The following is a 14,115-nucleotide window of genomic DNA, read 5'->3' as shown; positions in this document are numbered from 1 at the left end:
GGCGGTTGAACGAGGCGGGTATATTACCCAAGAGTGACTGAGCGTACATGTATACGAAGATTATTGGTACCGGCAGCTATCTGCCCGAGCAAGTGCGTACAAACGCCGACCTGGAAAAAATGGTAGAGACCTCTGACGAGTGGATTGTCACCCGCACAGGTATCCGTGAGCGTCGTATTGCCGCAGCGCATGAAACAGTTGCTACGATGGGCTTTGAAGCCGCAAAGCAGGCGCTGGCGATGGCGGGCGTGTCCGCGGAGCAAATTGGTCTGATCATCGTTGCGACCACCTCCGGCACGCACGCGTTTCCGAGTTCGGCTTGCCAGATTCAGTCTATGCTGGGCGTCAAAGGCTGCCCGGCGTTTGACGTCGCGGCCGCCTGCGCCGGTTTCACCTATGCGCTGAGCGTCGCCGATCAGTATGTGAAAAACGGCGCGGTGGATTATGCGCTGGTCGTTGGCGCTGATGTGCTGGCGCGCACCTGCGATCCGGCCGATCGCGGGACGATTATTATTTTCGGCGATGGCGCCGGCGCGGTGGTGCTGGGCGCCTCCGAAGAGCCTGGCATTATCTCGACGCATCTGCATGCTGACGGTAGCTATGGCGAACTGCTGACCCTGCCGAACGCCGATCGCGTCGATCCGGAAAATCCGATCTATCTGACGATGGCCGGTAATGAAGTCTTCAAAGTGGCGGTCACCGAGTTAGCGCATATCGTTGATGAGACGCTGGCCGCGAATAATCTTGAACGTTCAGCGCTGGACTGGCTGGTGCCGCATCAGGCAAACCTGCGGATCATCAGCGCGACGGCGAAGAAACTGGGCATGTCGATGGATAACGTCGTAGTGACCCTCGACCGCCATGGCAACACCTCCGCGGCGTCAGTCCCTTGCGCGCTGGATGAGGCCGTCCGCGATGGCCGCATTCAACGTGGGCAGCTGATTTTGCTGGAAGCCTTTGGTGGCGGTTTCACCTGGGGTTCCGCGCTGGTTCGTTTTTAGTATAAGGATTTAAACATGACGCAATTTGCTTTTGTGTTCCCGGGACAGGGCTCTCAGGCCGTAGGCATGCTGGCCGATATGGCGGCGACCTGGCCGGTCATTGAAGAGACCTTCGGTGAAGCTTCCGCAGCGTTGGGTTACGATCTGTGGGCGCTGACGCAACAGGGCCCGGCAGAAGAACTGAATAAGACCTGGCAGACCCAGCCGGCGCTGCTGACCGCCTCCGTGGCGCTGTACCACGTCTGGCAGCAGCAGGGCGGCAAAGCGCCGGCGCTGTTGGCAGGCCACAGCCTTGGCGAATACTCCGCGCTGGTTTGCGCGGGCGTTATCGCTTTCGCTGACGCCGTTCGCCTGGTTGAACTGCGCGGCAAATTTATGCAGGAAGCCGTACCGGAAGGTACCGGCGCCATGTCAGCGATTATCGGTCTGGACGACGCGGCTATCGCCAAAGCCTGTGAAGAGTCGGCCGAAGGGCAGGTCGTCTCTCCGGTGAACTACAATTCCCCGGGACAGGTGGTTATCGCCGGTCACAAAGAGGCCGTCGAACGCGCAGGCGTCGCCTGTAAAGCCGCGGGCGCTAAACGCGCGCTGCCGCTGCCGGTGAGCGTGCCCTCCCACTGTGCGCTGATGAAGCCCGCTGCGGAAAAACTGGCGCTTGAGCTGCAGAACATCACCTTCAACGCGCCGACGATTCCGGTGGTAAATAACGTCGACGTGAAGTGCGAAACCGCGCCGGACGCCATTCGCGACGCGCTGGTACGCCAGCTGTATAGCCCGGTTCAGTGGACCAAAACCGTTGAGTTTATGGCTGCTCAGGGCGTCACGCATCTGTATGAGGTTGGCCCGGGTAAAGTCCTCACCGGCCTGACCAAACGTATTGTTGACACCCTGACCGCTTCCGCGCTTAACGAGCCGGCGGCGATGTCTGCGGCGCTTGAGCAATAAAAGAGGAAAACCATGAGTTTTGAAGGAAAAATCGCGCTGGTTACCGGTGCAAGCCGCGGTATTGGCCGCGCCATCGCTGAAACGCTCGTCGCCCGCGGCGCGAAAGTTATCGGTACTGCGACCAGCGAAAGCGGCGCGCAGGCGATCAGCGACTATTTAGGCGCCAACGGTAAAGGTCTGATGTTGAATGTGACCGACCCGGCATCTATTGAATCTGTTCTGGAAAATGTGCGCGCAGAGTTTGGCGAAGTGGATATCCTGGTTAATAATGCCGGGATCACTCGCGACAACCTGTTAATGCGCATGAAAGATGACGAGTGGAACGATATTATCGAAACCAACCTGTCATCGGTTTTCCGTCTGTCAAAAGCGGTAATGCGCGCTATGATGAAAAAGCGTCATGGACGTATTATCACTATCGGTTCTGTGGTTGGTACCATGGGAAATGCGGGTCAGGCCAACTACGCTGCGGCGAAAGCGGGTCTGATCGGCTTCAGTAAATCACTGGCGCGTGAAGTTGCGTCACGCGGTATTACTGTAAACGTTGTTGCTCCGGGCTTTATTGAAACGGACATGACGCGTGCGCTGACCGATGAGCAGCGTGCGGGTACGCTGGCGGCAGTTCCTGCGGGGCGCCTTGGCACCCCAAATGAAATCGCCAGCGCGGTGGCATTTTTAGCCTCTGACGAAGCAAGTTACATCACTGGTGAAACCCTGCACGTCAACGGCGGAATGTACATGGTCTGACCGAGATTTGTGCAAAACGTTCAGGAACCGCGCACTTCGCACGGTTCTGTGTGCGGTTTTGTGCGAAAAGATTTGCGTTCTTAGGGCAAACGGCCTCAAAATAGCGCAAAATCGTGGTAAGACCTGCCGGGATTTAGTTGCAAATTTTTCAACATTTTATACACTACGAAAACCATCGCGAAAGCGAGTTTTGATAGGAAATTTAAGAGTATGAGCACTATCGAAGAACGCGTTAAGAAAATTATCGGCGAGCAGCTGGGCGTTAAGCAGGAAGAAGTTACCAACAATGCTTCCTTCGTTGAAGACCTGGGCGCTGATTCTCTTGACACCGTTGAGCTGGTAATGGCTCTGGAAGAAGAGTTTGATACTGAGATTCCGGACGAAGAAGCTGAGAAAATCACCACCGTTCAGGCTGCCATTGATTACATCAACGGCCACCAGGCGTAAGTGAACATCTCCAGGCGGTCATTCGACCGCCTGAGTTTTATCTTTTTTTTGTCCCACAAGAATCTATTTTCCCTCCCTGGAGGACAAACGTGTCTAAGCGTCGTGTAGTTGTGACCGGACTGGGCATGTTGTCTCCTGTCGGCAATACCGTAGAGTCTACCTGGAAAGCTCTCCTTGCCGGTCAGAGTGGCATCAGCCTGATCGACCATTTCGATACTAGCGCCTATGCAACGAAATTTGCTGGCTTAGTAAAGGATTTTAACTGTGATGACATCATCTCGCGCAAAGAGCAGCGCAAGATGGATGCCTTCATTCAATATGGAATTGTCGCTGGCGTTCAGGCCATGCAGGATTCTGGCCTTGAAGTGACGGAAGAGAATGCTACCCGTATTGGCGCCGCGATCGGCTCCGGTATTGGCGGCCTCGGCTTGATCGAAGAAAACCACAGTTCGCTGGTCAACGGCGGACCGCGTAAGATCAGCCCATTCTTCGTTCCCTCCACAATTGTTAACATGGTGGCCGGGCATCTGACCATCATGTTTGGTCTGCGTGGACCAAGTATCTCCATCGCGACCGCCTGTACTTCAGGCGTGCACAACATCGGTCAGGCTGCGCGCATCATCGCCTATGGCGATGCCGATGCGATGGTGGCAGGCGGTGCGGAAAAAGCCAGTACCCCGCTTGGCGTGGGCGGCTTTGGCGCAGCGCGGGCGCTCTCCACGCGCAATGACAACCCGCAGGCGGCAAGCCGTCCGTGGGATAAAGATCGCGACGGCTTCGTGCTGGGCGACGGCGCGGGCATGGTGGTGCTGGAAGAGTACGAGCATGCGAAAAAACGCGGCGCGAAAATCTACGCCGAGATCGTCGGCTTCGGCATGAGCAGCGATGCTTACCACATGACGTCACCGCCGGAAGATGGCGCGGGCGCCGCGCTGGCGATGGTGAATGCCATTCGCGATGCGGGTATCGAACCGGGCCAGATCGGCTACGTCAATGCCCACGGCACCTCGACGCCGGCTGGCGATAAAGCGGAAGCGCAGGCGGTTAAGTCTGTCTTCGGCGATGCGGCGAGCCGCGTACTGGTGAGCTCCACCAAATCCATGACCGGGCATCTGCTGGGCGCGGCAGGGGCGGTAGAGTCGATTTACTCTATCTTGGCGCTGCGGGATCAGGCGGTTCCGCCGACGATCAACCTCGACAACCCGGATGAGGGCTGCGACCTCGACTTCGTTCCGCACGAAGCGCGTCAGGTTTCCGGTATGGAGTACACCCTGTGCAACTCCTTCGGCTTCGGCGGCACTAACGGTTCGCTGATCTTCAAAAAAGTGTGACAGGGCTTGCCCCGGTACTGCTTTAACAAAAGGCCCGTTCGTCGGGCCTTTTTTATTCGGCTTTCTCCGCTTGTCCTCTGCTCCGTGTCCTGAGACACTCACCGACCTGTGAAAAGGAGTCCTTTATGTTCTTGATAAATGGCGTTGAACAGGACACGCTGGCGGCGAACGATCGCGCCGTCCAGTTTGGCGACGGTTGTTTTACCACCGCCCGTATACAGCACGGGCAGGTTGCGTTACTGGACGCCCATCTGCAGCGTTTGCAGACGACCTGCGAAAAATTACGCATCCCATTTGACGACTGGCTGACGTTGAGCGACGAGATGCAGCGTCTGGCTCGGCCGCACGCCCAGGGTGTGCTTAAGGTGGTCCTCACCCGCGGCGTCGGGGGGAGGGGATACAGCACGGCGGGCTGCGCGTCGCCCACCCGCATTCTGAGCGTCTCTTCGCTTCCGGCGCACTACGCGCGCTGGCGGGAGGAGGGCATTACCCTGACCCGAAGCCCGGTGACCCTGGGGCGCAACCCCTGTCTGGCCGGTCTGAAGCATCTTAACCGTCTGGAGCAGGTGCTGATCCGCTCTCATCTTGAACAGACGGACGCCGATGAGGCGCTGGTCCTTGACAGTGACGGGTGGCTTACGGAATGCTGTGCCGCGAATTTATTCTGGCGTCAGGGACGGGATGTCTTTACTCCGCGACTCGATTATGCCGGGGTCAACGGCATAATGCGGCAGCGTTGTATCGCGCAGCTGGCACCATCGACGTTTCGCGTTGTCGAAGTGACAGCGCGTCCCGAGACGTTGCGGGAGGCCGATGAAGTGCTGATCTGCAATGCGCTTATGCCGCTGGTGCCGGTTCGTCGCTGGGAGGAGACCGTCTGGTCCTCTCGCGAGCTTTACCATTTTTTAGCCCCTTTGTGTGAGCTGTCTGGTTAGTATGAAGAAAATGTTACGTTTTATCCTGTTGCTGGTCGTGCTGTTGGGCATCGCCGCGGCGGCAGGAATGTGGAAGGTACGCCAGCTGGCGGACAGCAAGCTGCTGATTAAAGAAGAGACCATCTTTACCCTCGAAGCCGGCACCGGCCGGCTGGCGCTGGGGCAGGATCTCTATCGCGAGAAGGTGATCAATCGTCCGCGCGTGTTCCAGTGGCTGCTGCGGATGGAGCCTGAGCTGTCTCACTTCAAGGCCGGGACCTATCGCTTCACGCCGCAAATGACGGTACGCGAAATGCTGCAGCTGCTGGCCAGCGGCAAAGAGGCGCAGTTTCCGCTGCGCTTTGTCGAAGGCATGCGCGTCAGCGACTACCTTCGTCAGCTGCGCGATGCCCCCTACGTGAAGCACACGCTTGAAGACGATAGCTACGCGACGGTGGCTAAGGCTCTAGGTCTTGACCACGCCGACTGGGTGGAAGGTTGGTTCTGGCCGGATACCTGGATGTACACCGCCAATACCAGCGACATCGCCATCCTCAAGCGCGCGCATCAGAAAATGGTCACCGAAGTGGCGAAGGTCTGGGAAGGACGGATGGATAATCTGCCCTATGACGATCAGAATCAGCTGTTGACCATGGCCTCGATTATTGAGAAAGAGACCGCGGTGGCGGAAGAGCGCGATCGCGTCGCGTCGGTGTTTATCAACCGCCTGCGCATCGGCATGCGTTTACAGACTGATCCAACGGTGATCTACGGGATGGGAGAAGGGTATAATGGTAAGTTAACGCGTAAGGATCTGGAGACGCCGACCGCGTACAATACCTATACCATCAGCGGCCTGCCGCCAGGCCCTATTGCGGTGCCGGGCGAAGCGTCGCTGAAGGCGGCCGCCCATCCGGCGAAAACGCCATACCTCTATTTTGTCGCCGACGGGAAAGGGGGCCATACGTTTACCACAAACCTGGTCAGCCATAACCGCGCGGTGCAGGACTATCTGAAAGTACTTAAGGAAAAAAATGCGCAGTAACTATATCGTCATCGAGGGGCTGGAGGGCGCCGGGAAGACCACCGCACGTCAACTGGTGGTGGAGACGCTGCAGTCGGCAGGTATTCACGATATGGTGTTTACCCGTGAGCCGGGGGGCACAATCCTTGCCGAAAAACTGCGTAGCCTGGTGCTGGATATCCAGTCCACGGGCGATGAAGTGATTAACGATAAAGCGGAAGTGCTGATGTTTTACGCGGCGCGCGTCCAGCTGGTGGAGACCGTGATTAAGCCTGCTCTGGCTCGCGGCCAGTGGGTGATCGGCGATCGTCACGATCTCTCCACTCAGGCCTATCAGGGCGGCGGCAGGGGGATTGACCGCACGATGCTGGCGACGCTGCGTGACGCCGTTCTCGGCGATTTTCGCCCCAATTTGACGCTGTACCTCGACGTCACGCCGGAAGTGGGCCTGCGGCGCGCCCGCGCCCGCGGCGAACTGGATCGCATTGAGCAGGAGTCCATGAACTTCTTCAATCGTACCCGCGCGCGCTACCTTGAGCTGGCCGCGGCGGATCCTTCTATCCGCACGGTGGACGCGACGCAGCCGCTGGATGCCGTCGCGCGCGATATTCGCGCCACGATCGTCCAGTGGATGGCGGAGCAACCGGCATGAAATGGTATCCGTGGCTGCGCCCCTCGTTCGAGCAACTGGTCGGTAGCTATCAGGCCGGACGAGGCCACCACGCCTTACTGTTACAATCCCGGAGCGGGATGGGCGGCGAGGCGTTGATGTATGCGCTGTGCCGCTTCCTGATGTGCCGCCAGCCCGAAGGGCATAAAAGCTGCGGTCACTGCCACAGCTGCCAGCTGATGCAGGCCGGTACGCACCCCGATTACTACCCGCTGAGCCCCGAGAAAGGCAAGAGCGCGCTGGGTATTGACGCGGTGCGCGATGTCAACGACAAGCTCTATGAGCGCGCGCGCCTCGGTGGGGCGAAGGTGGTATGGATTAGCGATGCCGCCTTGCTGACCGATGCCGCCGCCAACGCGTTGCTGAAAACGCTGGAGGAGCCGCCGGAAAATACCTGGTTCTTCCTCGCCTGCGAGGAGCCGGCGTGTCTGCTGACCACTCTGCGCAGTCGCTGCCGCCTGCACCACCTGTCGCCGCCGACGGAATCTTATGCCCTGGCCTGGCTGGAGCGTGAGGTGAACCTGCCGCAGGAGGCGCTGCTGACCGCGTTACGTCTGTGCGCCAGCGCGCCGGCCGCCGCGCTTGAGCTGCTTAAGGAGCCGCAGTGGACGGCGCGACAGCAGCTGTGTCAGGCGCTGGCGACCACGCTGGCGAGCGGTGACTGGCTGGCGCTGCTGCCGATACTCAATCATGAACAGGCGGCGGTTCGCCTGAACTGGCTGGCATCGCTGCTGGTCGATGCGCAAAAACGACAGCAGGGAATTGCCCTGGTGAGTAATCCGGATGTCTGGCCGCTGCTGGATCAGTTGGCGCATAGTCTGCCCGCCTCCCGGCTGCAGGCGATTGCCCATGACGTCTGTACCTGCCGCGAGCAATTGCTGAACGTCGTCGGCGTCAACCGCGAACTGCTGCTCACCGAGCGCCTGCTGCGCTGGGAACATTACCTGCAACCCGGGACGGTTTTACCCGTCTCCCACCTCTGAGTGAGACATTATGTTTTTAGTCGACTCCCACTGCCATCTTGATGGTCTGGATTATCAAACTCTGCACAAAAACGTCGATGACGTGCTGGCAAAAGCGGCCGCGCGCGATGTGAAATTTTGCCTGGCGGTCGCCACGACGCTGCCTGGCTACCGCAGTATGCGCGAGCTGGTAGGGAGGCGTGACAATGTCGTTTTCTCCTGTGGCGTGCACCCGTTAAACCAGGACGAGCCCTACGAGGTGGAGACGCTGCGCACGCTGGCGGCGGAAGAGGGCGTCGTCGCGATGGGAGAGACCGGGCTGGATTATTTTTATACCCCGGAAACCAAAGCCCAGCAGCAAACCTCATTCCGTGACCATATCCGCATCGGCCGGGAGCTGAATAAGCCAGTGATCGTGCATACCCGTGACGCTCGCGCCGATACCCTGGCCATTTTACGTGAAGAAAAGGTGACGGATTGCGGAGGCGTACTACACTGTTTCACTGAGGACAGGGAGACGGCGGGTAAGCTGCTCGACATGGGGTTCTATATCTCGTTTTCCGGTATCGTCACTTTCCGTAACGCCGAGCAACTGCGCGATGCGGCGCGCTATGTTCCGCTGGATCGTCTGCTGGTGGAGACCGATTCGCCGTACCTGGCGCCGGTACCCCATCGCGGCAAAGAGAACCAGCCGGCGATGGTTCGTGACGTTGCTGAATACATGGCGGTACTGAAGGGGGTGTCGCTGGAGCAACTGGCTCAGCAGACCACCGACAATTTTGCCACGCTGTTCCACATTGACCCCGCCCGCTTGCAACCTGCTTGATCTGCTTATTATTTTAAGGCTCGTAATTAATAGCCAAAGCGAGTAAAGTTCACCGCCACAAAAGTGGCGGTGAAGGTTTTTTGGCAACATCTGGATACAACTTATGTAAGCTGATGTAAATTTTTACCGGAAGGCTGATTGAAACGTGATAGCCGTCAAACAATCATCCCGTTAATTATTTTACTCTGTGTAATAAATAAAGGGCGCTTAGATGTCCTGTCCACGGCGCGGTTCTCCCCCCGGGCCAATGCGTGAAAACGTAAAAAAGTACCAAATACTCAGGAGCACTCTCAATTATGTTTAAGAATGCATTTGCTAACCTGCAGAAGGTCGGTAAATCGCTGATGCTGCCGGTATCCGTACTGCCTATCGCAGGTATCCTGCTGGGCGTCGGTTCCGCAAACTTCAGCTGGCTGCCAGCCGTGGTCTCCCACGTCATGGCAGAAGCAGGCGGTTCTGTTTTCGCCAACATGCCGCTGATCTTCGCTATCGGTGTGGCCCTCGGCTTCACCAATAACGACGGTGTATCCGCACTGGCTGCAGTCGTAGCTTACGGCATCATGGTGAAAACCATGGCGGTGGTTGCGCCGCTGGTGCTGCATTTACCTGCTGACGAGATTGCGGCAAAACACCTGGCTGATACCGGCGTGCTTGGCGGTATTATCTCCGGTGCTATCGCCGCGTACATGTTCAACCGCTTCTATCGCATCAAGCTGCCAGAATATCTCGGCTTCTTTGCGGGCAAGCGCTTTGTACCGATTATCTCTGGTCTGGCCGCTATCTTCACCGGCGTGATCCTCTCCTTCATTTGGCCGCCGATCGGTTCCGCGATCCAGACCTTCTCCCAGTGGGCTGCTTATCAGAACCCGGTGGTGGCGTTTGGTATCTACGGTTTCATCGAGCGTTGCCTGGTGCCGTTTGGTCTGCACCACATCTGGAACGTTCCTTTCCAGATGCAGATCGGCGAATACACCAACGCGGCGGGTCAGGTATTCCACGGCGATATCCCGCGCTACATGGCAGGCGACCCGACTGCGGGCAAACTGTCTGGCGGCTTCCTGTTCAAAATGTACGGTCTGCCGGCAGCGGCTATCGCGATTTGGCACTCTGCTAAACCGGAAAACCGCGCCAAAGTGGGCGGTATCATGATCTCCGCCGCGCTGACCTCGTTCCTGACCGGTATCACCGAGCCGATCGAGTTCTCGTTCATGTTCGTGGCGCCGATCCTGTACGTTATCCATGCCATCCTGGCGGGTCTGGCGTTCCCGATCTGTATCCTGCTGGGTATGCGTGACGGTACCTCGTTCTCTCACGGCCTGATCGACTTTATCGTGCTGTCCGGTAACAGCAGCAAGCTGTGGCTGTTCCCGATCGTTGGTATCTGCTATGCGATCGTGTACTACGTCATTTTCCGCGTGCTGATTAAAGCCCTGGATCTGAAAACCCCGGGTCGTGAAGATACCACCGAAGAGAGCAAGGCTGGCGCAACCAGCGAGATGGCTCCGGCTCTGGTCGCCGCTTTCGGCGGTAAAGAGAACATCACCAACCTCGACGCATGTATTACTCGTCTGCGTGTTAGCGTGGCGGATGTAGCGAAAGTTGACCAGGCTGGCCTGAAAAAACTGGGCGCCGCTGGCGTGGTAGTGGCAGGTTCTGGCGTACAGGCCATCTTCGGTACCAAGTCCGATAACCTGAAAACTGAAATGGATGAGTACATCCGTAACAGTTAAGACGTAGTATCGGGGAGACTAAGGCAGCCAACTGGCTGCCTTTTTTACGTCACCAGATCGGCCTTCCAGAGGCGATAACCCCGCAAACTGTCCGCCAAATGCTTATTCCCTCAGCAGCTAAGTCTATAGTTGAATAAGAAAAAGAGCTTTCAGGTTGAAAGAGAGGGAGGATGTCGCTCATACTCTTACCGTAACCTGTGCGTCCGCGTTTATCTGCAGAAGCAGGCCAGCGTACGGGATAAAACTAATAAGGAATCAGTCATGGCAGAAGAAACGATTTTCAGCAAAATCATTCGCCGGGAGATCCCGTCGGATATGGTTTATCAGGATGAGCTTGTGACCGCTTTTCGCGACATCTCCCCGCAGGCGCCCACCCACATTCTGATTGTCCCGAACGTTCTGATTCCTACCGTAAATGACGTTACCATTGAACATGAACTGGCCCTGGGCCGGATGATGACCGTCGCGGCGAAGATTGCCCGCGATGAAGGCCTCGCCGACGATGGCTACCGGTTGATCGTCAACTGCAACCGTCACGGCGGCCAGGAAGTTTACCATATCCATATGCATCTGCTGGGCGGTCGTCCGCTGGGTCCGATGCTGGCGCACAAAGGCTAACGTCATGCTCAGGACCCTTTTGGGCGCGTGTCTGGCGGCGGGGCTGCTGGCCGGATGTAGTTCACATCCGGAGATCCCGGTTTCTGACCAGCAGGCGCTGGTGATGGAGTCGAGCGTGCTGGCCGCCGGGATCAGCGCCAGCGAGCCTGTCGTCGTGGCGACGGAGATCCAGGCCACCGCCTCCTCTACGCTGTATAACGAGCGCCAACAGCCGGTCACCGTGCATTATCGTTTTTTCTGGTATGACGCCCGAGGGCTGGAGATGCACCCTCTGGAGGCGCCGCGCACCATCGTGGTTCCGGCTCGCTCCTCGGTGACGTTGTATGGCAGCGCCAATATCCTGGGGGCGCATAAGGCCCGCCTTTATCTTTATCTGTAAGGGGTAATTATAATGATGAAAATGTGTCGCTATGCGTTAATCACAGCACTGGCGATATTCCTCGCAGGCTGTGCGGGGCTGCGTGAGCAGCCCGCGCCGGTAGAAGAGGCCAAACCGCAGCCGCAGCAGCCTGCGCAGCCGCAGCCCACGGTGCCGACGGTACCGGCGGTGCCATCCGTCCCGTCGCAGCCAGGACCGATTGAGCATCAGGATCAGCAGTCGGGTCAGCCGGCGCCGCGCGTGCGTCATTATGACTGGAACGGCGCGGTGCAGCCGATGGTGGGACAGATGCTGCAGGCGGGCGGGGTCAATGCCGGCAGTATTCTGCTGGTTGACAGCGTGAACAACCGCACCAACGGTTCGCTGAATGCCGGAGAAGCTACCACCGCGTTACGCAACGCGCTGGCGGGCAACGGCAAATTTACCCTTGTTTCACCGCAGCAGCTGGCGGTCGCCAAGCAGCAGTTGGGCCTGTCGCCGCAGGACAGCCTCGGCAGCCGCAGCAAAGCCATGGGTATCGCCCGCAACGTGGGCGCGCAGTATGTGCTTTACTCCAATGCCACCGGCAACGTCAACGCGCCTGAGCTGAAGATGCAGTTGATGCTGGTGCAAACCGGCGAGATTATCTGGTCAGGTAAAGGTGCTGTTCAGCAACAATAAGCTAACGCGCGACGAGCTCTTGTCGCGCTTCTTTCCCCACTATCATCCTGTCGCCTCGCTGAGCCAGACCGGCCTCAGCGGCGGCAGTGTGATTATCAGCGACGGCGACCGGCGACGAGTGCTGCGTCAGCCGCACGACCCGTCTGCCGCTGCCTGTTATTTTCGCCGTCAGTATCGCGCGCTGCGCCGGCTGCCTGCCAGGCTGGCGCCCAACCCCCTGTTTTACTCGCCCTGCTGGATGGTGGTGGAGTATTGCGCGGGTGAGGTGAAAAGCGAGTTACCTGACTGCCCGCAGCTGTCTGCCTTATTGTATGATTTGCATCAGCAACCGCGGTTTGGCTGGCATGTGAGTCTCGGGCCGCTGCTGGCGCAGTACTGGCAGAGGAGCGATCCGGCCCGGCGCACGCCGCGCTGGCTACGCTGGCATCAGCGGCTGTGCCGCCGGGGCGAGCCTCGTCCTCTGCGGCTGGCGCCGCTGCATATGGACGTCCATGCCGGCAATATTATCCACAGCGACGCCGGTCTGAAGCTGATCGACTGGGAATATGCCGGCGATGGCGATATCGCGCTGGAGCTGGCCGCCGTATGGATCGCCCCGGGCGAGCGCCGCCAGCTGGTGACGGCGTATGCCCGGCGGGCGGCCATCGACCCGCAGCAGCTATGGCGGCAGGTGGCGCGCTGGCGTCCGTGGGTACTGCTGCTGATGGCGGGCTGGTATGAAATGCGCTGGCGGCAGAGCGGGGATCGGCAATTTATCACGCTGGCAGATGAAACATGGTGTCAGTTAGACAACGAACGCAAAGGATAAGAGAGGTCAGTGTGGGCCCAGTGATGTTGGATGTTGAAGGGTATGAACTGGATGCGGAAGAGCGAGAGATTCTGGCGCATCCGCTGGTGGGAGGGTTGATCCTCTTCACCCGAAATTATCACGATCCGGCGCAGCTGCGGGAGCTGGTGCGCCAGATCCGCGAAGCCTCCCGTAACCATCTGGTGGTGGCGGTCGATCAGGAAGGGGGACGCGTTCAGCGTTTCCGCGAAGGCTTTACCCGTTTACCGGCGGCCCAGTCTTTCGCCGCGCTGCTGGGGATGGAAGAGGGGGGCAAACTGGCCGCCGAGGCCGGCTGGCTGATGGCCAGCGAAATGATCGCCATGGACATCGATATTAGCTTTGCGCCGGTGCTGGACGTCGGCCATATCAGCGCCGCGATCGGCGAACGTTCTTATCATGAAAATCCGCAGAAAGCGCTGACGATGGCGCGTCACTTCATTGACGGCATGCACGCTGCGGGCATGAAAACCACCGGCAAACACTTCCCGGGACACGGGGCGGTGACTGCCGATTCGCACAAAGAAACCCCGTTCGATCCGCGTCCGGCATCGGTCATCCGCGACCACGATATGGCGATATTCAAAAGCCTTATCGCCGAGCAGCGTCTGGATGCCATTATGCCGGCGCATGTGATTTATCCGGAGCTCGATCCGCGCCCGGCCAGCGGTTCAGCGTACTGGCTGAAGACGGTGTTGCGCGGCGAGCTGGGCTTCGACGGGGTGATTTTCTCCGACGATCTGTCGATGGAAGGGGCGGCGATCATGGGCAGCTATGCCGAACGCGGCCAGGCATCGCTCGACGCCGGTTGCGATATGATACTGGTCTGCAATAATCGTAAGGGCGCGGTCAGTGTGCTGGATAACCTGTCGCCGATCAAAGCAGAGCGTGTTACGAAATTGTATCATAAAGGTTCCTTTTCCCGTCAGGAGTTAAGGGATTCAGCCCGTTGGAAAACGGTGAGTGCCCAGCTGGAGCAGCTTCATGCGCGCTGGCAAGAGGCGAAGTCCGCGTAACGCTCTGCGGGGCGTTGTT

The 14,115-nt window shown here is 58.6% G+C and carries 16 protein-coding genes; all 16 read left to right on the top strand.

The window, feature by feature from the left end; all coding sequences use genetic code 11:
* Positions 1-47 precede the first annotated feature (47 nt).
* The 16 genes from LGM20_RS16030 (at position 48) to nagZ (ending at position 14,096) form a co-directional block, all read left to right on the top strand.
* A complete protein-coding gene (locus tag LGM20_RS16030; RefSeq protein ID WP_002899288.1) occupies positions 48-1,001 on the top strand; it encodes a beta-ketoacyl-ACP synthase III in 954 nt (317 codons plus the stop codon).
* A gap of 15 nt (positions 1,002-1,016) precedes the next feature.
* The gene (fabD, locus tag LGM20_RS16025) at positions 1,017-1,946 is read left to right on the top strand and encodes an ACP S-malonyltransferase (protein WP_044522080.1); all 930 of its coding nucleotides are present in this window, start codon (positions 1,017-1,019) and stop codon (positions 1,944-1,946) included.
* 12 nt (positions 1,947-1,958) lie between these two features.
* Positions 1,959-2,693, top strand: a complete 735-nt coding sequence (fabG, locus tag LGM20_RS16020) for a 3-oxoacyl-ACP reductase FabG (RefSeq protein ID WP_002899294.1) — start codon at positions 1,959-1,961, stop codon at positions 2,691-2,693.
* A gap of 210 nt (positions 2,694-2,903) precedes the next feature.
* The gene (gene acpP, locus LGM20_RS16015; RefSeq protein ID WP_000103754.1) at positions 2,904-3,140 is read left to right on the top strand and encodes an acyl carrier protein; all 237 of its coding nucleotides are present in this window, start codon (positions 2,904-2,906) and stop codon (positions 3,138-3,140) included.
* An 89-nt stretch (positions 3,141-3,229) separates the two neighbouring features.
* Complete coding sequence (gene fabF / locus LGM20_RS16010) at positions 3,230-4,471, top strand: beta-ketoacyl-ACP synthase II (protein ID WP_002900666.1); 1,242 nt, start codon at positions 3,230-3,232, stop codon at positions 4,469-4,471.
* Positions 4,472-4,596: 125 nt separating this feature from the next.
* Positions 4,597-5,406: an aminodeoxychorismate lyase gene (pabC, locus tag LGM20_RS16005; protein ID WP_044522082.1), complete on the top strand. Its 810-nt coding sequence runs from the start codon at positions 4,597-4,599 to the stop codon at positions 5,404-5,406.
* Position 5,407: 1 nt separating this feature from the next.
* Positions 5,408-6,430, top strand: a complete 1,023-nt coding sequence (gene yceG, locus LGM20_RS16000) for a cell division protein YceG (RefSeq protein ID WP_023289140.1) — start codon at positions 5,408-5,410, stop codon at positions 6,428-6,430.
* Complete coding sequence (gene tmk, locus LGM20_RS15995) at positions 6,420-7,061, top strand: dTMP kinase (RefSeq protein ID WP_023289141.1); 642 nt, start codon at positions 6,420-6,422, stop codon at positions 7,059-7,061. Before yceG ends, tmk begins: the two co-directional genes overlap by 11 nt.
* Positions 7,058-8,062 (top strand): DNA polymerase III subunit delta', encoded by a 1,005-nt coding sequence (gene holB / locus LGM20_RS15990; protein WP_044522085.1) that lies wholly within the window; start codon positions 7,058-7,060, stop codon positions 8,060-8,062. The genes tmk and holB overlap by 4 nt, the downstream gene beginning before the upstream one ends.
* A gap of 10 nt (positions 8,063-8,072) precedes the next feature.
* Entirely contained in the window at positions 8,073-8,867 is a 795-nt protein-coding gene (locus LGM20_RS15985; RefSeq protein ID WP_032452441.1) for a metal-dependent hydrolase, read from the top strand.
* 296 nt (positions 8,868-9,163) lie between these two features.
* Complete coding sequence (gene ptsG, locus LGM20_RS15980) at positions 9,164-10,597, top strand: PTS glucose transporter subunit IIBC (protein WP_002900680.1); 1,434 nt, start codon at positions 9,164-9,166, stop codon at positions 10,595-10,597.
* 261 nt (positions 10,598-10,858) lie between these two features.
* Positions 10,859-11,215: a purine nucleoside phosphoramidase gene (hinT, locus tag LGM20_RS15975; protein WP_044522087.1), complete on the top strand. Its 357-nt coding sequence runs from the start codon at positions 10,859-10,861 to the stop codon at positions 11,213-11,215.
* Between the two features lie 4 nt (positions 11,216-11,219).
* Positions 11,220-11,594, top strand: coding sequence for a YcfL family putative periplasmic lipoprotein (locus tag LGM20_RS15970; RefSeq protein WP_004204572.1), 375 nt, complete (start codon positions 11,220-11,222; stop codon positions 11,592-11,594).
* Positions 11,595-11,615: 21 nt separating this feature from the next.
* Complete coding sequence (lpoB, locus tag LGM20_RS15965) at positions 11,616-12,254, top strand: penicillin-binding protein activator LpoB (protein ID WP_072096711.1); 639 nt, start codon at positions 11,616-11,618, stop codon at positions 12,252-12,254.
* Positions 12,235-13,062, top strand: a complete 828-nt coding sequence (gene thiK, locus LGM20_RS15960) for a thiamine kinase (RefSeq protein ID WP_044522088.1) — start codon at positions 12,235-12,237, stop codon at positions 13,060-13,062. The genes lpoB and thiK overlap by 20 nt, the downstream gene beginning before the upstream one ends.
* A 23-nt stretch (positions 13,063-13,085) precedes the next feature.
* Positions 13,086-14,096, top strand: coding sequence for a beta-N-acetylhexosaminidase (gene nagZ, locus LGM20_RS15955; RefSeq protein WP_072422053.1), 1,011 nt, complete (start codon positions 13,086-13,088; stop codon positions 14,094-14,096).
* Positions 14,097-14,115 lie beyond the last annotated feature (19 nt).

It is taken from the genome of Klebsiella quasipneumoniae subsp. quasipneumoniae (genome assembly GCF_020525925.1).
Lineage (GTDB): Bacteria > Pseudomonadota > Gammaproteobacteria > Enterobacterales > Enterobacteriaceae > Klebsiella > Klebsiella quasipneumoniae.
The sequence above is the reverse complement of the archived record's forward strand: the minus strand, read 5'-3'. Positions and strand labels throughout refer to the sequence as shown.

Excerpts from the sequence above, each read along its gene's own strand:
- LGM20_RS15985 (WP_032452441.1), top strand. The coding sequence starts at position 8,073 with ATGTTTTTAGTCGACTCCCACTGCCATCTTGATGGTCTGGATTATCAA.
- yceG (WP_023289140.1), top strand. The coding sequence starts at position 5,408 with ATGAAGAAAATGTTACGTTTTATCCTGTTGCTGGTCGTGCTGTTGGGC.
- ptsG (WP_002900680.1), top strand. The coding sequence starts at position 9,164 with ATGTTTAAGAATGCATTTGCTAACCTGCAGAAGGTCGGTAAATCGCTG.
- pabC (WP_044522082.1), top strand. The coding sequence starts at position 4,597 with ATGTTCTTGATAAATGGCGTTGAACAGGACACGCTGGCGGCGAACGAT.
- holB (WP_044522085.1), top strand. The coding sequence starts at position 7,058 with ATGAAATGGTATCCGTGGCTGCGCCCCTCGTTCGAGCAACTGGTCGGT.
- fabG (WP_002899294.1), top strand. The coding sequence starts at position 1,959 with ATGAGTTTTGAAGGAAAAATCGCGCTGGTTACCGGTGCAAGCCGCGGT.
- acpP (WP_000103754.1), top strand. The coding sequence starts at position 2,904 with ATGAGCACTATCGAAGAACGCGTTAAGAAAATTATCGGCGAGCAGCTG.
- LGM20_RS16030 (WP_002899288.1), top strand. The coding sequence starts at position 48 with ATGTATACGAAGATTATTGGTACCGGCAGCTATCTGCCCGAGCAAGTG.
- hinT (WP_044522087.1), top strand. The coding sequence starts at position 10,859 with ATGGCAGAAGAAACGATTTTCAGCAAAATCATTCGCCGGGAGATCCCG.
- nagZ (WP_072422053.1), top strand. The coding sequence starts at position 13,086 with ATGTTGGATGTTGAAGGGTATGAACTGGATGCGGAAGAGCGAGAGATT.
- LGM20_RS15970 (WP_004204572.1), top strand. The coding sequence starts at position 11,220 with ATGCTCAGGACCCTTTTGGGCGCGTGTCTGGCGGCGGGGCTGCTGGCC.
- lpoB (WP_072096711.1), top strand. The coding sequence starts at position 11,616 with ATGTGTCGCTATGCGTTAATCACAGCACTGGCGATATTCCTCGCAGGC.
- tmk (WP_023289141.1), top strand. The coding sequence starts at position 6,420 with ATGCGCAGTAACTATATCGTCATCGAGGGGCTGGAGGGCGCCGGGAAG.
- fabD (WP_044522080.1), top strand. The coding sequence starts at position 1,017 with ATGACGCAATTTGCTTTTGTGTTCCCGGGACAGGGCTCTCAGGCCGTA.